This window comes from Limnobacter parvus (assembly GCF_024623725.1).
GTDB lineage: Bacteria > Pseudomonadota > Gammaproteobacteria > Burkholderiales > Burkholderiaceae_B > Limnobacter > Limnobacter parvus.
Genome location: NZ_JANKHG010000017.1, coordinates 19700 through 38029, shown reverse-complemented (window position 1 = coordinate 38029; position 18330 = coordinate 19700). Strand labels below are relative to the sequence as shown.

Genomic DNA, 18330 nt, shown 5'->3' with positions numbered 1-18330 from the left:
CAGGATACAGGAAGTTGGTCATTACCCAGCCTACAACAACACCAGACAACCCTCAATGACGACAGACCACGAAGCACCAAGAATTATCGTGATTGACGACAGCGACGATGATTTTCTGCTGATCAAGCGTCAAATTATCAAGACTTGGCAGAGTGCTGTGGTTCGCCATGCGCACAGCGAAGAAACTCTGAAACAGACCCTTGAAGACATTGAACCGGATTTGGTAATCTGTGATTATTCTATGCCCCAACTGACGCACGAGAAAGCCATTGGCTTGGTTCAGGTCATGCGCCCGGATACACCCATGATTTTGCTCTCTGGACTGGCCAGCGATGCACTGGGCATTCAAGCCATGCATGAGGGCGTCCGCGACTATGTTGAAAAATCCAAACCCGAGCGTTTGATTCCTGCTGTTCGCCGCGAAATTCATACGCACCGCTTACATCGAGAAAAACTTCAACTGGAGCAAGCTCACCGACGCGCCGTCTACTTCGATACGGCGACTGGATTTTTAAATCGGCAGGGCTTGGTCAAAACACTGTCCGGTCTTCGCGCCAAATCCAGCAATCAACATGACCTTTGCCTGCTCAGCGTGAATGTGTCGAGGAATCAGGCTCGGCGCCCAGAGGTCGACCCTCGAATTCGCCGCAACATGCTCGAGAAAATTGTGGATCGAGTCAGGGAAACCTTCAAGCAGGACATTCTGTGTCGTTGGTCTGACAATGTTCTGGTCGTGTTGACCAATAAGCTTGACTGGTCTGCCGACCGTGCCTCACTTGCAGATACGCTATGTAATTTCGAAGCCGAGCTAAACCGTGTGTTTATGGTGGACAACATTGCGGTGCGCCCAAACATGCGATTGGGTTTGGCACGACCCGGCCTGCACGGGCAACATGCTGCGGAACTGGTTACGCACGCTCAATCGGTGGCGCATGTCATCGACTCACAAAGTCTTGAACTGCTCAATGTTTTGGATGCAGAAATTCATGAGTTGGCCAAACGGCGCAAAACAATTGAATTGGGACTGGCCAAGGGCATTGAAAGCAATGAACTGGTTCTCGACTTTCAGCCCGTAGAGGACCTGAAAACTGGCCTTGTGTGTGGTTTGGAAGCGCTAGTTAGATGGACACATCCCGAACTGGGTAGGATCATGCCCTGCGAGTTTATCGGTGTTGCTGAGGATTCTGGGTTGATTGATGCCCTGGGTGACTGGGTAATTGAGTCGACCAGCCGCGCCATTCTTGAGCTGCACCAGCAAGGCTTCCCCCTGTGGTGTGCAGTAAATTGTTCTGCTGGGCAATTGCTTAATCCCGATTTTCCAAACAAGGCCCAAAAGGCACTTCAGGAAGCGGGCCTGGACCCTCGTTGGATTGAGTTTGAAGTCACCGAATCGGCCGCGATTGACGACATGACTCGAACAGTGGAGGCACTGAAAAAGCTGAAACTTCAGGGCTCACAAATCGCGATGGATGACTTTGGTACGGGCTACGCTTCGCTGAATTATTTGCGCCAACTGCCCGTCGACGTGTTAAAAATTGACAAAAGTTTTGTGATGGATTTGCTGGAAGACAAAAACAGCCACATGATTGTGAAGGCGGTAATTGATTTGGCCCATGCATTGGGCATGGTGGTACACGCAGAGGGCATTGAAACAGCCGAACAACGTGCAAGCCTTATTCAGATGGGATGCGATCGATTACAAGGCTATTGGTTTTCCAGACCGATGGACCTTGCGGCCTTGCAAATATGGCTGAGTCAACACACAGCCACTGCAGCACCCAATTTGAACCACTAAATTCGAACTGCTGAACGCCCGCCAATTTTTGACAAATAATCAAGCAAGCGTTTGGCAATTTGGTTCAAGGCAACCACTTCATCGGCGGCGCCCAGTGCAATCGCCTCACGGGGCATGCCAAACACCACTGAACTGGCCTCGTCCTGACAAATATTGTAAGAACCCGCCTTTTTCATATCTGCCATTGCTTGAGCACCGTCTTTTCCCATCCCAGTGAGCATGATGCCTACGATGTTGCGTGGCGACACGTCTTGTCCACTTTTGAAAAGTACTTCGACTGAAGGGCGGTGCCTGTTCACTGGTTCTGAGTCCGACAACTGACAGATGTAATTCGCGCCACTTCGCCCCAGCAACAAGTGTTTGTCACCTGGTGCGATGTAAGCGTGTCCCGGAAGTATCCGCTCGCCATTTTCAGCTTCTTTTACGGTGATGTTGCACACCTGATTCAAGCGGTCAGCGAAACTTTTTGTAAAGCCGGCGGGCATGTGTTGCGTAATCAGAATTGCGGGGCTGTCTTTGGGCAACTGCTCAAGAATGACGCGAATAGCCTCCGTACCACCAGTGGACGAACCAATCAAAACCAGTTTTTCCGTGGCCGCGAAACGATTGCCCAATGCGTTGTTGGTGGGCAAGGATTTGACAGCTTGTGCGGGCACTACCATGCCGGTAACAGGATCGGTTTGTGAAGCGGGCGCGGGCGCCGGTGAAGCAGGCTTGGCTGGCAAGCGATTCAAACGAAATCGGGCCGCATACGCAGCACGTATTTTGTCGGTAATTTCATTGGCGTAATTAATCATGCCTTGGCTTATGTCCAGTTTGGGCTTGGTCACGAAATCTACAGCTCCCAGTTCAAGGGCTCGAAAGGTTACATCGGTTCCGCGCTCGGTCAGCGTGGACACCATCACCACGGGTGTGGGGCGCAGGCGCATGATTTTTTCAAGAAACTCAAGACCATCCATCTTGGGCATTTCAATGTCCAGGGTAATGACATCGGGATTAAATTTCTTGATTTGGTCTCGCGCAATAAAAGGATCTGGGGCAGTGGCGATGGTTTCCATGTCCCGCTGTGAATTGATGATCTTGCTCATCAGGTTCCGGATCAATGCGGAATCATCCACTACCAGTACTTTAATTTTGTTCATTCACTGGCCCCTAGAAAAATACAATGTCGCCATTGACCGGATCTTTGTTGATTTTCTCGCTGTAGCGCTTTTCTTGCTGCAGGGCGGCTGAATTGGCGCTTGCCACCCGCTCCAGGCGAACAGCGCTGGTTTGGGTGTTGAAACGAATGCGACGGCTGTGCGGCCCACCCAAATCCGAGGCAACAACCTTGATTTTGTCTTTGAGCAAAAAATCGATAACAAACTCGGCGTTTCGGCGACCAATGTGCTGCGAATTCAACGAACCACTGATATTGGCACCACCAAAAACCTTTGCACCTAGATGTTCTCGTTTGGCACCCATGGCCAGCAGGTCGTTGACCAGCACCTCCATGGCGTAGAGCCCATATCGCAGCGATTTTGTTTTGTCTGCGAGAGTGTTCGCCTCGCATGGTGAATCGGGCAACATGAAATGGTTCAGACCACCTATTTTCCGGTGACTGTCCCACAGACATGCCGCCACGCATGAGCCAAGCAACGTTGTAATTTCTGCTGGTGCCCACGAAACAAAATACTCGCCAGGCATGATCATCTTCTTAACCAGAGACTCTGTGGCTGGGGGGGCTGCGCGATTAAGCAATATGGCGCTCATGCAAGAACCTGTTGGGCCTTGCTTTCACCGCCCGCGCCTGTTTTTGCCGCCTTGTCCGTGTTGACTGTGTACACAGTCTTACCGCGCAAGGTGAAATAATCGCGCGCCATTGCGAAGTTCTCCGAATGACCAGCGTACAAAAGGCCATTGGGGTTCATCAAGGGTGCGAAGCGCTTGAGAATTTGTAGTTGCACGTCTTTTTCGAAATAGATCATCACATTCCTGCAAAAAACCGCATCAAAGCCGGGCCGCAGTGACCACACATTGTCCATCAGGTTGAGCTTGCGGAATGTCAACAATGCTTGCACCTCGGGGCGCACGCGGATCAGGCCTTCACTTTCACCTTTGCCTTTCAGGAAATACTTTCGAAGAATGTCATCCGGAATTTTGTCGACCTGGTCCATGCGATACACACCTTTCTTGGCGTGGTCGATAACTTTGGTGTCGATGTCAGTGGCCAGAATTCGGACTGGCGGATTCATGCTGTTAAATGCCTCCATGGCGGTAATTGCCATGGTGTAAGGTTCTTCTCCAGTGGACGCTGCGCTGCACCATAATTCAATTCGGGAGTTGCGTGACAGCGATTGCAACTGCTTTTTCAGAATATCGAAATGGTGCGCTTCGCGATAAAACGAAGTGAGATTGGTGGTTAGCGAATTGGTGAAATGTTCCCACTCCGGGTTGCTGGCATTTGCTTCCAATGCATCGAGATAGCAGGAAAACCGGTTGTGGTTGCATGCACGCAATCTGCGAGCCAACCGGCTGTAGACCATGCTTTGTTTGCTGGGAGCCAATGAAATACCAGCAATTTTCAAGATCAAGGCCCGCACGCGTGCAAAATCTTTGTCATTGAACTCGAATTCGCGTTCCGCGTTGTCGTCGGTAAGCAGGCTTTTATTGACCGCCGCTGCTGCGTGTTTTGCGCCAGCAACAGGATCATTGGCATATTGCGCTTTGGAAAATTCAAATTTTGCAGGTGGTCGGTTCATTCAGGGCCTTTGAAGCGGGGTTCACACAATTTGGGTGGTGCCCCAACACACGTGAGTTCTATACCCTGTTATGTTCCGATAAGATTAAAAAAAATCATGCGAGGATTAAAACCTTGAAAAGGTGTTATCTCTCAGTTTGATCCTGTGCACACGAAAAAGGCCAACAACAAGTGAACAAACGATGAGTGATTCCAAAGGATTGCCGCCGTCCTTGTTAGACATCAGCAACTTCTCAGATGGCGGGCTGAAAGTGCTGGTGGTTGAAGACAACGACTCGGATTTCGAATTGATGTGCTACCGCTTGAAGCAAGGTGGCTTGAACTACACGGCCACGCGAGTGGACCGCATTGAAGACCTGCGCAAGTGCCTTGAGCATGAAGAGTGGCAGGTCGTGATTTCGGACCACAACTTGCCCGGCTTCGGCTCGGAAGAGGCACTTCGCGTGGTGCGCGATTCCGGGCTGGACATTCCCTTCATTATTGTTTCTGGCAGCATTGGTGAACATGTGGCCGTTGAGGCCATGCGTGCCGGAGCAGATGACTACCTGATGAAAGACAAAATGGCGAGGCTTGTCCCTGCCATTGAGAGATCGCTGAGGGCCGCCAATGAACGGCGCAATCTGGTATCGGCTGAACAGGCCCAGAGGGAGTCGGAACGACGCTTCGCAGCAATCGCAGAGAACATTCCCGGCATCATTTTTCAAATGCATTCAGGGCCAGCCATGACAAAGCCCACCGTGCCTTTTGTCAGTGAGGGCGTTGTGCGCTTGTTTGGTGTGCCCAGCAGACTTTTTCTTGAGAACCCCCACTATTTTTTTGAACAATTTGAAGCTGAAGATGCAGCGAATCTTTATGAACTTTTGACGGAACCACAACGCCCGGGTGTACCGGTCAGCTGGGAAGGTCGGATTAAAAACTACGGTAAGAAGGAGTCGCGCTGGGTGTACATGAATGCCGTGGCAAAACCACGTGGCAATGTGTTCGTGTGGGATGGGGTGTTGCTGGATATTTCTGATCGCAAGGAAGCTGAGGATCGATTGCAACGCACAAAAACCGAGCTTCGCCTTGTAACGACAGAGTTCGAGAAGCGGCGTGAACAGGAACGCGGTGCAATTGCCCGTGAAATTCACGACGACATGGGTGGTTCATTGACGAAACTGAAAGCCGATGTGGCATGGCTGAACAAGAATTTGCCGCAAGACATTGCCGTCCAGGAAAAACTGGATGACATGCTGGAATTAATCGAACACCTGTTGGCCAGCAGCCAGAGAATCGCCAAAGACCTGCGCCCAGGGATTCTGGATTACGGCTTGATTCCAGCATTGGAATGGCAAATGAATGATTTTCAGAAACGCACCCAAATCGAGGGCATGTTTCAGTGCAATGCAGAGGAACTGGATTTGAACCCAGAGCAAAGCACGGCTTTGTTCCGAATTTTGCAGGAAGCATTAACAAACATCGTGAAGCACGCCCATGCAACACGGGTTGATGTCGAGTTGTTTATCACTGAAAATGAATTATCCTTAGAGATCCGCGACAATGGTCGCGGGATAGAGAATACTGATAAATTAAAAGAAACATCATTCGGCCTGAGGGGCATGCAAGAACGAGTTGCTGCATTCGACGGTTGGGTTGATGTCAGTGGATCACTGGGATCTGGAACAACGGTAATGGTGTCCATCCCAAGATGTACTCAGACAGGTGAGGCTGGAGATGATTAAGGTTCTGCTGGCAGATGACCACGCATTACTTCGGGGCAGCCTGAAGCAGTTGCTGGACGACACAGGGTTTGTGCAAGTGGTGGCGCAGGCTGGTGAGTATTCTGAAATCATGAAAGCCATGACGGCGAACACGGTTGATTTGGCAATTCTGGATATTTCCATGCCGGGTAAAAACGGGGTGGATGTGGTCAAAATTTTGAAAGACAAATACCCGGCGCTGAAAATCCTGATGCTGTCGATGCACCCTGAAGACCAGTATGCTGTGCGGTGCCTGAAAGCTGGCGCATCAGGTTACTTGACCAAAAACACTGCCCCGGAAAAACTGGTGGACGCCATCCAGGTTATTGCTGCCGGGCGCAAGTACATTACGCCAGAACTAGCAGAATCATTGGCCAGCCATCTGACTGAAGACTCCGACAAACCATTGCATTCAATGTTGAGCGATCGAGAATTCCAAACGATTCGCATGATTGCATCTGGTAAAAAACTCAGCGAAATTGCGGATGAACTTTCATTGAGCCCCAAAACAGTGAGCGTTTATCGCGCACGAATTCTCGAGAAAATGCGCATGAAAACCAATGGGGAATTGACGCGGTATGCATTGGAAAATGGGCTGATCTGATTCCGGCCCCACGCGTGGTTCATTGCCTGAATCGGCGCGAGTCGTGATGAATCGCTCGCCTGGTTGATTGTCCGAATCGGCGCGAGTCCCAACGCTTCGCCTGAAAACCTGCACTTCCCTTTTTGATCTCATCGCACTACTCACCGAACTCGGCAAAAGTAACAGCCGAGCTTCGGTGTTGCCCTTCGGGCAAACGCAGCGCGCTGAGTCAAACGGGCAGGTTTTCTTGAAGGCGAAGCGGTTGGAATCCCGCTGCCGATTGGGCGGTAACCAGGCCGGAGACTCATCACGTACGCATGCAATTGGTACTGCAGTGGCGAGTAATCACAACGCTGGTGAGGATTTGCAGATGCTGGTTCAGCCAACTCGGCAGTGGGTTTGCTTATTCCGCACTTCAAGAAAACCGCCCTGTTTGGATTCATTCGCTGCGTTTGGCGATTAGCCAACACCGAGACTCGGCCGTGTGTTTTGCCGAGCGAGGTGAGCAAGAATGAATTCAAAAAGGGATCAAGCGGTTTTCAGTGCGGAATAGGCAACCCACGCCGGGTTGGCAATTAACCCACGCTGAATTGACAATCAACCGATAAAGTTGAACAGCGTCAGCTTCGACGTGCTGGCAAAGCTCTGCTGTGCGGCTTGAAGCTGCAACTGGCCCTGCGAGAGCTCGCTGATGGCCTTGGCATAGTCCAGCCCCACCGCTTCACCAGCAACGCGCTCAAGCTCCAACTGAGCAGCCTGGTTGATCTGCTGAAGCGTTTCCACTTCACGCAAACGCACACCCACTTTGGTGCGTGAAATTTGCACCTGGTCAAAAATGCTGTCCAGCTGTGCGCCTTTGTCGTTAAAGGCTTTCAAAAAGGTATCTTGCGGTGTAGCGCCTTCCTGACCATTCGGATAAGCGGGGTTGCGTAACAAAGCCACCGCGTCGCGCAATATGGCAAACGCATCTTCATTGGTATTTGGGTCGACAAACGCATCTTGCCCGGTAATGCTCAAATTCACAAAGCGCCCACTGGCGACCTGAATTTCACGACCAATGACCGCATCACCAGCCGCTGCAGTGGCAGTTTCGAGAAAAGTACCTGTAACGCCTGCACCAGGTGTCTGGAAGGGCTCCTGGTCTTGAAAGGTGCCTGAAAACATGTAAAAGCCATTGGCATCCGTGCGGTTGGCGATGCCACGCAATTCTTCCATTCGGCCTTCAATGTCTTGCGCAATAATTTCTCGATCGGCCGGGCTAAGCACCGCATTACCAGCCTGCAAGAACGCTTCTTTGATGGACACCATGACATCGGATGACGACTGCAAAGCCACGTCCATCTGACCAAGCTGGTTGTTCATGAACGTAATATTGCTTTGGTAACTGTCAATGGTCTTAACGCCAGCTTTTGCCCCCAAGGCAACCGACATTGCCAGCGGGTCATCTGATGGTTTCAACACACGCTGGCCTGTGGCCAACTGACCTTGAATCTTGACCAGTTCGCCCTGTTGCTTGCTCATGCGTTCAGTGCTTAGCTTGTAAAACTGATTTGTACTGATTCTGCCGATTGCCATAATTTTTCCTTGAAACCCGATCAGAACATGCTGAGGATTTGGTCAAACAATTCTTTGGACAATGAAATAACTCGCCCCGAGGCCTGATAAGCCTGTTGAAATTTGATCAGGTTTGCGGCTTCTTCATCCATGTTCACGCCTTGCAACGCGTCACGCGACTCAGCCACCTGATTCAATACCGTTTCACGAGACTCTGCAGCCACATTGAATTCACGGGTCTTGTTACCCACACGGCTTACCAACTGATTAAAACCGTCGGAAATCGATACGCCTGCGGAGTTGTTCGACTGAGACAAAGTGCGCGCATTCTGCAATGCAGCCACCGCCAAAATATTTTCGTTGTTACCAATGCTTGGGTTGATCGCCGACGATGCAGCCACTTCCGAAGGCCGGTCAATTGCCACGCGCATGTTTAGCGCAGCCTCGCGCACCGGCATCAGTACGAAACGGTCCCCTTCCTGCGGCGTCGCGTTGTTTAGCTGAAAGCTGAGCAAGGGTGCGCCCGCCGGATCGCGAATTTCAAAGTAATCACCACCGGGGTCAGTCACCAGGCTGGCAGGAATGAAGGGGCCATCTGAGCCCATTTCACGGTAACGAGGCTGACTGCCGACGATTTGTACTTCATATTCGGCTGAACTCAGCTTCGACAAATCAAGCCCACGAATCGTGATTGCAGATGGATTAGCAGTGCTGTTGTTGATGTTGGGAACAACGCGGGAAATGTCATCAATGAAATTGCCGCTGCTGCCGAAACTGAACAGTGCGTTGCCCGGATTGTTGTCCAGATCCACGCCTGCCGTTTGAATGTCATTTACCGCCTGGCCAATTCGTGCCGCCAACAGGCTGATCGTATTTTGGTATTCAGTCAGTTCGTTTTCACGAAAGCTCAGGAAACCCGACAAAGCGCCATTGCCCAAACTGTCTGCGTCAAATGCCAACAACCGTGGCTGACCGTTCACATTGGTGGTCATACCCACCAAAAGGTTTTGCGGGTCTTGTGGGTCGACCTGTGTTTCTACTTTGAACTGGGTAGTGCCCACCACCAGCGACTGACCATTGGCCAGGAACAGATTGCTCGATCCGTCTGCCATGTCCACACGCGTGGTTTGCACTTGCTCGGACAACTGCAAAATCAGCTTGTCGCGGCGATCCATCAAATCGTTGGGCGGACCACCGTTGGATGTTTGGTTCAATGCAGTCACAATTTGATTGTTCAAAGCTGCAATTTGCGATGTGGCGTTGTTCAACTGCTCCACTGTGTCACGAACCTTCAGGTTTGTTGCTCCGCGCAACTCGTCCATCACTGTGTTCAAACCATTGAAACGGGTGGCCAGGGTTTCTGAAGAAGACAAATAGTTTTGCCGCGCCGCCAAATCGGCCGGGTTGGTTGAGAGTGTTTGAGCCGCGGCAAAGAAAATACTCAGTGCGCTGGACAAACCGGAGACATCGTCAGCCACCATAGCATCCACACGCGCAATTTGCTGTGCCTTGGCGCTGAAGAAAGCGGCATCCGAGGTGGCTTTTTGTTCTTGCGAGTTGATGAAATCCGAGTACACGCGCTGCACCGAGGCAATATCAACGCCTTGACCAATAAAGCCAATGTCGCTGCCCGTGGAGGGGCGCGACTGTTGAATCACTTGTTGGCGGTTAAAGCCAACGGTGTTGCTGTTCGCAATGTTGTGCGATGTGGTGGATAGCCCTGCCCGGGCCGCATTAAGGCCGCTGAGCGCAATTCCGTAGACCGAGTTAGACATAATTCTGGATCCTTTGGTGTCTTGATCGAATTAACGGTCGGTTTTCGGGAAAGTTAAGGGCAGGTCTTTTTTAATCTGACCTGGAGGGAATATGGTTTGCTCTCCACCCACGCCTGAGCCGGCCTTTAACTGCCGTGCAATTTCGCTGGCCAAACCCAATCCCTTGCCTGAAAGTTTCTGAACCAATTCCTGGTCATACATACCTTGGTAGGTTTTTGTGCTTGAATCAGTGAACAGACCACCCTCGGGTGTCGCATCACGCATGCTTTTCAAGGCCATCTGCAAAAAAATCGATTCAAACTGAACTGCCACCTTGTCGATTGCAGCATTGAATTCGTCGCTGCCGCGTTCTGAACGCGCGCCACGCTTCAAGCCTTCCAGGCTGCGTGAATCGATCGACAGCATCTGCTGCATATCGGCTGGTTTGGCGGACAAGGGTGCCATGTTTAAATCACCTCCAACTCAGCTTTTAAACTGCCAGCGGTTTGCATGGCTTGCAGGATTGAAATCAAATCGCTGGGTGTTGCGCCCAAGGCGTTGAGCGCCTTGACCACATCCGACAACTGGGCTGCCCCTTTGATTTCAATCAATTCACCACCGGATTCTGAAATTTGAATGTCGGATTGCTGCGTCACCACAGTTTCACCCTGCGAGAATGGAGCGGGTTGGGAAATGACAGGGGTCGATGTAATTTTTACTGTCAAATTGCCATGCGCAACCGCGCAGCTTTCAAGCATCACGGCCTGGTTCATCACCACCGAACCCGTGCGTGCATTCACAATCACCTTGGCACTGCCCATGGATTTGTTAATGTTCAATTCTTGAACCCGCGACAAAAATGCCACGCGGTCGTTGGGGTTGGAAGGTGCGCGCACTCTGATGGTACGGCCGTCCAACGCTTGGGCCACATTGGGTCCCATGTTGTTGTTGATGGCCTCGGCCACGCGAATGGCGTTTGAAAAGTCGGTGCTGGTCAGTTCAAGCTGCAGGGTTTCACCCAACAGGAATGGAGATGCAACTTCGCGCTCCACCAAGGCACCTGCAGGAATTCGACCTGCTGACAAATGGTTGATCACTGTTTTGGATCCACCGGCAGACGCTCCCGCTCCGCCCACAATCAACTGGCCTTGGGCCAAGGCGTACACCTGGCCGTCTGCGCCTTTCAAGGGGGTCATCAGCAACATGCCGCCACGCAGGCTTTTGGCATTGCCAATTGAAGACACTGTGACATCAAGGGACTGGCCGGGTTGCGCAAATGCAGGCAGGCTGGCAGTGACCATGACTGAAGCCACATTCTTCAATTGCAGATTTGCACCCGGTGGCAAAGTAATGCCTGACTGCTGTAACAGGGAAACAATGCTTTGACTGGTGAAAGGGGTTTGGGTGGTTTGATCACCCGTGCCATCCAGACCAATCACAATGCCGTAGCCATACACCGGGTTGGCGCGCACGCCTGACACAGTCACCAGATCACGAATTCGGGTCTGTGCATCCGCGGGAGAAACCACCACACTGACTCCCACAATCACCAGAGCAAGCACAGTGATTTTGAACGTTTTGTGCGTAAGTTCCGAAATCAATTCTTTCAACATGGAGCGCTCTCTTTAAAAGGGCAGAACAGTCAGGAAAAAGCGGCTCAACCAGCCCATTGCGGTCGCGGAATCAAGTGCACCCTTTCCACGGTATTCAATTCGGGCATCTGCCACTTTGTTGCTGGGCACTACGTTGCCAGGCAGAATAGTGATGGGGTTTACAACCCCGCTGAATTTCAAATATTCAACCTCGCGGTTGGTGCCAATCTGCTTTTCACCCACCACTTGCAAGTTGCCATTCGGCAGCACGCTTGCCACTGTGACAGTTACGGTGCCCGTCAATGTATTTGCTGCACGGCTCGAGCCTTCGCCAGAGAAATCTTTGTCGCTGCTGGCGCTCCCATTGATGGCGCGCAAATCGCGTCCACCGAAAAAACCCTGAATCAGAGGAACATCAATGCTGGCCGAGTCACTGCGGGAGGCACTCATGGAATTGGTTTGGGCAGCGTTAATTTGTTCCACAATCTGAATGGTCAGCGTGTCGCCAAGAAAACGGGCGCGCTGGTCTTCAAACAGTGGGCGGTACGTGGCGGCGCTGTACAGACTGCCTGTTGGCGCGGCCATGGCCAGCTGAGCTGGCTGCGGTATCGGTTGCTGCACGGTGGTTTGTGCAGGCATGTCGACTTTCGGTGCGAAAGTTGAACAAGCCCCTAAAGTTATCGAGAACGCTGCCGTTAAACCGATTAGTACTAATCTTTTCATGCCATACACTCCACTAGAACCACTCCAGTGTGCCCAAAGTTTTACAAATCAAAGCTGAGATAAGCGCTGTAACATCTGGTCAGATGTCGAGATGGCCTTGGAGTTGATTTCGTAAGCGCGCTGAGCCTGGATCAAACCAACCAACTCTTCCACCACGTTCACGTTTGATGTCTCAACAAAACCCTGAGAAACAAAACCAACACCATTGGTGCCTGCCACTGCCTGTGTGGGTGCGCCTGAAGCGGCTGTTTCCGAATACAGATTTTGACCCATGCTGAACAGGCCAGCCGGATTCACGAAACTTGCCAACTGGATTTGACCCAATTCCTGTGGCTGAACTTGACCTTGCACCACGGCGGACACAACACCGTCTTGGGAAATTGAAATTTCCTGAATACCTTGCGGAATGGTCACAGGGCCAAGAATTGGGTAGCCATTTGACGTGACCAGCGTGCCGTTAGCATCAATCTGAATGCTGCCATCGCGGGTGTAGCTCGTGGTGCCATCGGGCATTTGGACCTGGAAAAAACCCTGTCCATTGATGGCCACGTCCAGTGTATTGCCTGTTTGCTGCAAGTTGCCCTGCGAGAAATTACGCACTGTGGAAACAGGCTTTACACCAGTACCAATCTGTAAACCGGAAGGCACTTGTGTTTGCTCGGTGGTTTGAGCACCAGGCTGGCGAAGGGTTTGATACAACAGATCCTCGAACACCGCACGCGAGCGCTTAAAGCCGTTGGTGGCCGTGTTCGCCAGGTTGTTGGAAATCACATCCAACTGGGTTTGCTGGGCATCCAGACCTGTTTTGGCAATCCACAAAGAACGCATCATGATGGGTAATCTCCTTAATTCATGCCAAACAGGCTGTTGGCGGCTTGGCCATTTTCTTTGGCCGTGCTGATCATTTTCATTTGGGTTTCATACTGGCGAGCTGCGGTGATCATTTGCACCATCATGTCCACTGCATTCACATTGCTGGATTCAATGAATCCACCAGCCACGCGAACATTCAAATCGGCTTCGGCGGGGTCACCATTGGCTGCGCGAAACAGGCCATCGTCACCCCGATTGATTTCACCGTCAGGGATGTTCACCAGCTTTAAACGGCCCAGTTGAACCACATTGGTGTCACCGCCCAAAGGAATGGCAGACACTGAACCATCGCCTTCAAAAGACAAACGATGATCTGGCGGCACATTGATTGGACCATTTGAGCCAATGACGGAATAACCTTCCTGCGTCACCAAATTGCCTTGACCATCAAGCTGGAAAGAGCCGTTGCGGGTATAGGCTTCATTGCCCTTGGCATCGTTGACCGAGAACCAGCCCTCGCCCTGAATGGCCACATCCATTTCCCGGCCTGTGGACTGAATTTGCCCTGGCGTGGTGTCGAAACCAATGCTGGTTTCCACAGCAAAGCTTCTGGAACCACTGCCCTCGCCTGTTACAGGTGCGCTTTGAAACGCCATGAGTTGTTGCCGAAACCCGGGTGTATTCACGTTGGCCAGGTTGTTGGCAATGTTCTCTTGGCGAGACATTGTCCCTTTGGCGGCTTGGGCTGCCAGGAAAATCAATTTGTCCATGTCGGTTCACATTAACGAAGGTTGGTGATGGTCTGGAAAATTGAATCTTGTGTTTTGATGGTTTGCGAGTTGGCCTGATACACACGCTGTGCAGAAATCATGGCAACCAGTTCAGCCGTCAAATCAATGTTCGATTCTTCCAGTGCACCCGACTGGATGATGCCGAACGCAGTGTCTTCACTCAGCGAGACCAGCTCAGGGCCTGAAGAGTTTGTCGCCAACCAACCATTGGAGCCCACTGGTTGCAAACCTTCGGGATTCGGAAAGCGATACAAACCAATTTGCGCGTGGTTCACCAACTGACCATTGGCGTAGCTGATTGTCAACATGCCGTCTGCACCCACATCAAAGCCGGCGAATGGAGAAGACTCATAGCCATCTTGGCCCAGGTTCTGCACCACGAACGAACTGCCGTACTGGGTGGTGTTGCTCATGTCGAAAGTAAACTGATTTGGGGCTGTGCCTGTGGAAGAAAATGGAACGCCACTGGCGGTGACAAAGCGCGACATATCCACTGTCAGGTTACCGCTGTTGGGAGTGGTCAACAGACCATCGACACCGTACTGCAAATTTGCAGCTGTGGATTGCGCAGGCGCGGCTGTTGCAGCCACCGGTGCAGTACCAATGTCCACTTGTGTGCCATCTACCGTGGCGAATACAGACCAGTCGTTCGATGCTTCTTTGCGCATGTACACGGCCATAATATGAGCGCCGCCCAATTCGTCGTACACCGTCAATGATGTTGAATTGTTGAATGTGTTCAGGTTTGCGGGGTCGAACACCAAAGCTGGGTCGATCGCCTCTGCACGGGCGTCCAGATTGAACTCTAGATTGCCTGCACGAGTGGCGGCCGGAGGAATACTCCCACGGGGCACCAAAATATCTTGTGCCACGTCAGAAGGTCGGCCTGTGGCAGCGTCCACCGGGAAACCCTGTAGCTTGTCGCCGCGGGAGTTCACGATTAGGCCTTCGTTGTTCAGACCAAACTGACCGTTGCGTGTGTAAATGTTGTCGCCGTTACCTGCTTGTACCTTAAAGAAACCTGTGCCGCTGATGGCGAGGTCCAAGGGGTTGCCGGTCACATTGATGTTGCCCTGCTTGAAGTTCTGCGTCACAGCGGCCAGGCTTGTACCCAAGCCGATGCCATTGGTGGAGCGCGCGCCATTGAATGCGCGGGCAAACACGTCAGAGAACTCTGCTTCAGAACCCTTGAAGCCCACCACACTGGCGTTGGACACGTTGTTTGCAATGACTTCCAAACCGCGCTGCGCTGCGTTCAGACCACTCAAACCTTGCTGGAAACTACCACCTGCTGAAAAAGCCATGCTTGACTCCTTGAAAAATCTTTAAATTAGAAAACCTGCTTGATGTCGGCGAATGTAATTTCGCCACCGTTGCTGGTTAACAGTTTGGTGCCGTCTGCGCCTGCATTGCGAACGCCCTGAACCACCGAAAGGGTCAGTGGTGTAACGCTGGCGTCTTTGCCTGCTGCTTTGGCTTCAATTTCGAACTTGTAGTTACCCGCTGGCAAAGTGCTGCCATCGCTGCTTTTTCCGTCCCACTCAAATTCATGTGTGCCTTTGGCCTGGGCACCCAAATCGATGGTTCGAACCACGTTGGCACCTGCATCCAGCACATTCACGCGAAGAATGTCTGCACTCTGGTTCAATTCCATCGAGCCCAGAGCTTTGCCGTCTGCCAGTTTCAGGTCATTGCCTTCAGTCAGCACCGCACGGCCCAACATGCTGGTGGCTTGAACAGTTTGGTTGGCGTTGATCGATGCGGCCACGCCTTGCATAGTGGCGTTCAAAGTGTTGATGCCGGTCACCGTGTTCAATTGCGCCATTTGGCTGGTGACCTGCGCATTGTCCATCGGGGCCAACGGATCCTGATTCTTCAGTTGTGCCACCAACAAAGACATGAAACGCTCCTGAATCGCTTCAGGGCTGTTTTCATCTGATTTTTTCTTGGCTGCGTTGGTGCCTGCATTGGCGCCCAGTGCGGAAGTTACATCAATCGTCATTTTTCAAGTCTCCTTACTGGTTGCCCATGTTCAGGGTTTTCAGCATCAGCTGTTTGGCGGTGTTCATTACTTCGGCATTGGTTTGGTAACTGCGTGAGGCGGCCAGCATGTCGACCATTTCCTCCACTGCATTCACGTTGGGCATGTACACATATCCTTCTTCATCGGCCATGGGGTGCTTGGGGTCAAACATCTTCTTGGCCTCAGACTTGTCTTCCACAATATTTTTGACCTGGACGTTTTCCGCCAAGGCGGCTTTGCCCGGCGCAGCTTTCTGAAGTACAGCTTCGAACACAACCTTGCGAGCTTGATATACCTCATTGGGGTTGGCTGCTGCGGTGTCGACGTTGGCCAGATTGCTTGCCACGGTATTCAGGCGCGTGGTTTGCGCCTGCATCGCGCCACCGGCCAGTTTGAAAGAGTTAAATAGCGACATGTGTGCTCCCTATGCCTTACTGGTTGCCCGAGCCCATGGCCTGCTTCAGGGTCGAAATTCGACCGTTGATTGCACGCAAGGCGGCTTCGTACTTCACTGTGTTTTCTGCGAATGCGGCGCGTTCGCGTTCAATGTCAACCGAGTTGCCATCGATGGCGGCGTTGTTGCCACGGCGAAACTGCAACATGTCCGCTGTGCTCATGCCAGCGTTTCCCTTGCCGGTAATGTGACCTTGATGGGTGACTGCCAAAGCACCTGCGCCATTGCCCAAACCAGGAGCAGCTGGGGCACCCATGGAGCCCTTCTCGCCTGTGGCCGCGTTCAGCGCGCTTTTGAAATCGAAATCAATTGCTTTGTAATTGGGGGTATCAACGTTTGAAATGTTGGAGGTCAATACCTCTTGACGACGCGCTCTGAGCTTCAGGGCTTCGGCAGAGAACTGCATTGAATCTGTGAGTTTGTCCAACATTGTCTGGATCCTTCATACACGGACGGATGAGAAGATTATTCAATTGTTGGTATCAGATCAAAGTGAGGAGAAGGGGCAGAAAGGGGGTTCTTTTTCGGCTTAGGGTGCGGCGAACTCCCGCCTAGGATGTTGACATCGAGCCGGGAAATTTCTCTTTACGCTCTGTTTTACGGCACCAGCACCAAAAACTTGAATGAAATTTTACAAATTTTTTAATTTAGAGTTCACCCGCACCTACAGCGCCATGCTGGGTGCAATGCTGTGTGCCTTGACCTTGATGAACAACACCGCGCAAGCAGATGGGTCGCGCTGGGTCACCGAGCAGCAACTGGGTGAACTGGTTGACTCGGCCGCCTTGCCCACAGGCGCTAATGTCCAAGTCAGCTTTGTGAAAGCAGACGAGCGGATTGGTGGCGCACAATGCCCTGCTGCTTTGTTCGCCAACAGCGCGGGCAACAAAATGTGGGGGCGTACCTATGTGCGGGTTCAATGTGTGGGCTCAGACACCCCTCCTTTTTTTCTGGGCGTCGACGTTAAAGTATGGGCACCTGTGCTCGTGGTCAAAGGTACCGTTCAAAGCGGCCAGGCAGTGGGTGTGGGTGATGTTGAATTCAGAACCATGGACATCAGCCAGCTCAACAACGGCTGGATTACTGACCTTGCTCATTTGGGCAACAAAACAGCAGCCCGTCAATTGTGGCCAGGGACACTACTAAAACACGACCACCTGAAAGGCCAAGCCATGGTGAAGAATGGCGACACAGTCAAGGTCATGATGAAAGGTCCTGGCTTTGCAATCGGTGGTACAGCTGTGGCCATGGGTGAAGCGGAGCTGGGCGAGGTTGTAAAAATCAAGACTGCGCAGGGCAAAATTTTGCACGGCGTGGCGCGGGATTCGCTCCTGGTAGAGGTGAGTTTGTAGGGACTCCCCCCCAAAAGTAGGAATTCTTTTGAGAATTAGTTAAAGTTAGGTGGAATCGAGCCGTTAAGAAAACATACGAAACCCACTTAGGCTCTGCCCAACGCGGAGGAAATTATGAGTATCAATAGAATCAACCCGGGAAGTAACCCGATCGACAAGCTGACCAAGCCACAAGGTGGTGGTAAATCAGCAACGGTTGGCGCTACAGACAAAACCAGTTCGGAAGGTGCTGTAGCAAAGCTTTCCGGACAGTCGAGTGAACTGAGCGCCGCAGGTGCACCGTTCAACGCTGAGAAAGTGGCCGAGATCAAAGAGGCGATCAGCAATGGTGAATTTAAGGTCAATGCTGGCGCAGTAGCAGCCAAAGTCATTGAAAGTGCTCGCGAGTTGCTGGGTCAGAAATAATTTCGACCAGCA

The 18330-nt window shown here is 51.9% G+C and carries 19 protein-coding genes; 5 read left to right on the top strand and 14 right to left on the bottom strand.

Annotated elements, in window-relative coordinates:
- Positions 1-55: 55 nt before the first annotated feature.
- Positions 56-1795 (top strand): GGDEF/EAL-containing response regulator, encoded by a 1740-nt coding sequence (locus NSP04_RS07310; RefSeq protein WP_257511693.1) that lies wholly within the window; start codon positions 56-58, stop codon positions 1793-1795.
- On the opposite strand, the gene NSP04_RS07305 is transcribed toward NSP04_RS07310, so the two are convergent.
- From NSP04_RS07305 to NSP04_RS07295, 3 genes are read right to left on the bottom strand one after another with little or no spacing between them, the layout of a single operon-like run.
- Positions 1792-2937, bottom strand: a complete 1146-nt coding sequence (locus NSP04_RS07305; RefSeq protein WP_257511692.1) for a protein-glutamate methylesterase/protein-glutamine glutaminase — start codon at positions 2935-2937, stop codon at positions 1792-1794. The two genes, NSP04_RS07310 and NSP04_RS07305, sit on opposite strands and share 4 nt — an antisense overlap.
- Before the next feature lie 10 nt (positions 2938-2947).
- Entirely contained in the window at positions 2948-3547 is a 600-nt protein-coding gene (locus NSP04_RS07300) for a chemoreceptor glutamine deamidase CheD (protein WP_257511691.1), read from the bottom strand.
- On the bottom strand, positions 3544-4536 hold the full coding sequence (locus NSP04_RS07295) for a CheR family methyltransferase (RefSeq protein ID WP_257511690.1): 993 nt from the start codon (positions 4534-4536) through the stop codon (positions 3544-3546). Before NSP04_RS07295 ends, NSP04_RS07300 begins: the two co-directional genes overlap by 4 nt.
- Before the next feature lie 181 nt (positions 4537-4717).
- On the opposite strand from NSP04_RS07295, the gene NSP04_RS07290 reads away from it, so the two are divergent.
- Both NSP04_RS07290 and NSP04_RS07285 read left to right on the top strand, forming a co-directional pair.
- Complete coding sequence (locus NSP04_RS07290) at positions 4718-6256, top strand: hybrid sensor histidine kinase/response regulator (protein ID WP_257511689.1); 1539 nt, start codon at positions 4718-4720, stop codon at positions 6254-6256.
- Positions 6249-6878: a response regulator gene (locus NSP04_RS07285; RefSeq protein WP_257511688.1), complete on the top strand. Its 630-nt coding sequence runs from the start codon at positions 6249-6251 to the stop codon at positions 6876-6878. Before NSP04_RS07290 ends, NSP04_RS07285 begins: the two co-directional genes overlap by 8 nt.
- 576 nt (positions 6879-7454) lie before the next feature.
- Here NSP04_RS07285 and flgL read toward each other — a convergent pair.
- Genes flgL through flgB form a run of 11 tightly spaced genes read right to left on the bottom strand, consistent with a single transcriptional unit; the run spans position 7455 to position 16991 of the window.
- The gene (gene flgL / locus NSP04_RS07280) at positions 7455-8432 is read right to left on the bottom strand and encodes a flagellar hook-associated protein FlgL (RefSeq protein WP_257511687.1); all 978 of its coding nucleotides are present in this window, start codon (positions 8430-8432) and stop codon (positions 7455-7457) included.
- A 20-nt stretch (positions 8433-8452) separates the two neighbouring features.
- Positions 8453-10186, bottom strand: a complete 1734-nt coding sequence (gene flgK / locus NSP04_RS07275) for a flagellar hook-associated protein FlgK (protein WP_257511686.1) — start codon at positions 10184-10186, stop codon at positions 8453-8455.
- A 30-nt stretch (positions 10187-10216) separates the two neighbouring features.
- Positions 10217-10630, bottom strand: a complete 414-nt coding sequence (locus tag NSP04_RS07270; RefSeq protein WP_257511685.1) for a rod-binding protein — start codon at positions 10628-10630, stop codon at positions 10217-10219.
- Between the two features lie 2 nt (positions 10631-10632).
- On the bottom strand, positions 10633-11778 hold the full coding sequence (locus NSP04_RS07265; protein ID WP_257511684.1) for a flagellar basal body P-ring protein FlgI: 1146 nt from the start codon (positions 11776-11778) through the stop codon (positions 10633-10635).
- A 12-nt stretch (positions 11779-11790) separates the two neighbouring features.
- Complete coding sequence (locus NSP04_RS07260) at positions 11791-12480, bottom strand: flagellar basal body L-ring protein FlgH (RefSeq protein WP_257511683.1); 690 nt, start codon at positions 12478-12480, stop codon at positions 11791-11793.
- 48 nt (positions 12481-12528) lie between these two features.
- The gene (gene flgG / locus NSP04_RS07255) at positions 12529-13311 is read right to left on the bottom strand and encodes a flagellar basal-body rod protein FlgG (RefSeq protein ID WP_257511682.1); all 783 of its coding nucleotides are present in this window, start codon (positions 13309-13311) and stop codon (positions 12529-12531) included.
- A gap of 14 nt (positions 13312-13325) precedes the next feature.
- Complete coding sequence (gene flgF / locus NSP04_RS07250) at positions 13326-14063, bottom strand: flagellar basal-body rod protein FlgF (RefSeq protein WP_257511681.1); 738 nt, start codon at positions 14061-14063, stop codon at positions 13326-13328.
- Positions 14064-14074: 11 nt separating this feature from the next.
- Complete coding sequence (flgE, locus tag NSP04_RS07245) at positions 14075-15388, bottom strand: flagellar hook protein FlgE (protein ID WP_257511680.1); 1314 nt, start codon at positions 15386-15388, stop codon at positions 14075-14077.
- Between the two features lie 26 nt (positions 15389-15414).
- Positions 15415-16086 (bottom strand): flagellar hook assembly protein FlgD, encoded by a 672-nt coding sequence (locus tag NSP04_RS07240; RefSeq protein ID WP_257511679.1) that lies wholly within the window; start codon positions 16084-16086, stop codon positions 15415-15417.
- A gap of 13 nt (positions 16087-16099) precedes the next feature.
- Positions 16100-16522 (bottom strand): flagellar basal body rod protein FlgC, encoded by a 423-nt coding sequence (gene flgC / locus NSP04_RS07235; RefSeq protein WP_257511678.1) that lies wholly within the window; start codon positions 16520-16522, stop codon positions 16100-16102.
- A 16-nt stretch (positions 16523-16538) separates the two neighbouring features.
- Entirely contained in the window at positions 16539-16991 is a 453-nt protein-coding gene (gene flgB, locus NSP04_RS07230; RefSeq protein WP_257511677.1) for a flagellar basal body rod protein FlgB, read from the bottom strand.
- A 193-nt stretch (positions 16992-17184) separates the two neighbouring features.
- Between flgB and flgA the strand changes: the two genes are divergently transcribed.
- Positions 17185-17913 (top strand): flagellar basal body P-ring formation chaperone FlgA, encoded by a 729-nt coding sequence (gene flgA / locus NSP04_RS07225; RefSeq protein ID WP_257511676.1) that lies wholly within the window; start codon positions 17185-17187, stop codon positions 17911-17913.
- Between the two features lie 114 nt (positions 17914-18027).
- Positions 18028-18318: a flagellar biosynthesis anti-sigma factor FlgM gene (gene flgM / locus NSP04_RS07220; protein ID WP_257511675.1), complete on the top strand. Its 291-nt coding sequence runs from the start codon at positions 18028-18030 to the stop codon at positions 18316-18318.
- Positions 18319-18330 lie beyond the last annotated feature (12 nt).

What these genes read in the sequence shown, in the direction of transcription:
- NSP04_RS07285 (WP_257511688.1), top strand. Translation starts at nt 6,249, where the DNA reads ATGATTAAGGTTCTGCTGGCAGATGACCACGCATTACTTCGGGGCAGC.
- flgK (WP_257511686.1), bottom strand. Translation starts at nt 10,186, where the DNA reads ATGTCTAACTCGGTCTACGGAATTGCGCTCAGCGGCCTTAATGCGGCC.
- flgL (WP_257511687.1), bottom strand. Translation starts at nt 8,432, where the DNA reads ATGGCAATCGGCAGAATCAGTACAAATCAGTTTTACAAGCTAAGCACT.
- flgE (WP_257511680.1), bottom strand. Translation starts at nt 15,388, where the DNA reads ATGGCTTTTTCAGCAGGTGGTAGTTTCCAGCAAGGTTTGAGTGGTCTG.
- NSP04_RS07240 (WP_257511679.1), bottom strand. Translation starts at nt 16,086, where the DNA reads ATGACGATTGATGTAACTTCCGCACTGGGCGCCAATGCAGGCACCAAC.
- flgF (WP_257511681.1), bottom strand. Translation starts at nt 14,063, where the DNA reads ATGGACAAATTGATTTTCCTGGCAGCCCAAGCCGCCAAAGGGACAATG.
- NSP04_RS07270 (WP_257511685.1), bottom strand. Translation starts at nt 10,630, where the DNA reads ATGGCACCCTTGTCCGCCAAACCAGCCGATATGCAGCAGATGCTGTCG.
- NSP04_RS07290 (WP_257511689.1), top strand. Translation starts at nt 4,718, where the DNA reads ATGAGTGATTCCAAAGGATTGCCGCCGTCCTTGTTAGACATCAGCAAC.
- flgC (WP_257511678.1), bottom strand. Translation starts at nt 16,522, where the DNA reads ATGTCGCTATTTAACTCTTTCAAACTGGCCGGTGGCGCGATGCAGGCG.
- NSP04_RS07265 (WP_257511684.1), bottom strand. Translation starts at nt 11,778, where the DNA reads ATGTTGAAAGAATTGATTTCGGAACTTACGCACAAAACGTTCAAAATC.
- NSP04_RS07310 (WP_257511693.1), top strand. Translation starts at nt 56, where the DNA reads ATGACGACAGACCACGAAGCACCAAGAATTATCGTGATTGACGACAGC.
- flgA (WP_257511676.1), top strand. Translation starts at nt 17,185, where the DNA reads ATGAAATTTTACAAATTTTTTAATTTAGAGTTCACCCGCACCTACAGC.
- NSP04_RS07295 (WP_257511690.1), bottom strand. Translation starts at nt 4,536, where the DNA reads ATGAACCGACCACCTGCAAAATTTGAATTTTCCAAAGCGCAATATGCC.
- NSP04_RS07300 (WP_257511691.1), bottom strand. Translation starts at nt 3,547, where the DNA reads ATGAGCGCCATATTGCTTAATCGCGCAGCCCCCCCAGCCACAGAGTCT.
- NSP04_RS07305 (WP_257511692.1), bottom strand. Translation starts at nt 2,937, where the DNA reads ATGAACAAAATTAAAGTACTGGTAGTGGATGATTCCGCATTGATCCGG.
- flgM (WP_257511675.1), top strand. Translation starts at nt 18,028, where the DNA reads ATGAGTATCAATAGAATCAACCCGGGAAGTAACCCGATCGACAAGCTG.
- NSP04_RS07260 (WP_257511683.1), bottom strand. Translation starts at nt 12,480, where the DNA reads ATGAAAAGATTAGTACTAATCGGTTTAACGGCAGCGTTCTCGATAACT.
- flgG (WP_257511682.1), bottom strand. Translation starts at nt 13,311, where the DNA reads ATGATGCGTTCTTTGTGGATTGCCAAAACAGGTCTGGATGCCCAGCAA.
- flgB (WP_257511677.1), bottom strand. Translation starts at nt 16,991, where the DNA reads ATGTTGGACAAACTCACAGATTCAATGCAGTTCTCTGCCGAAGCCCTG.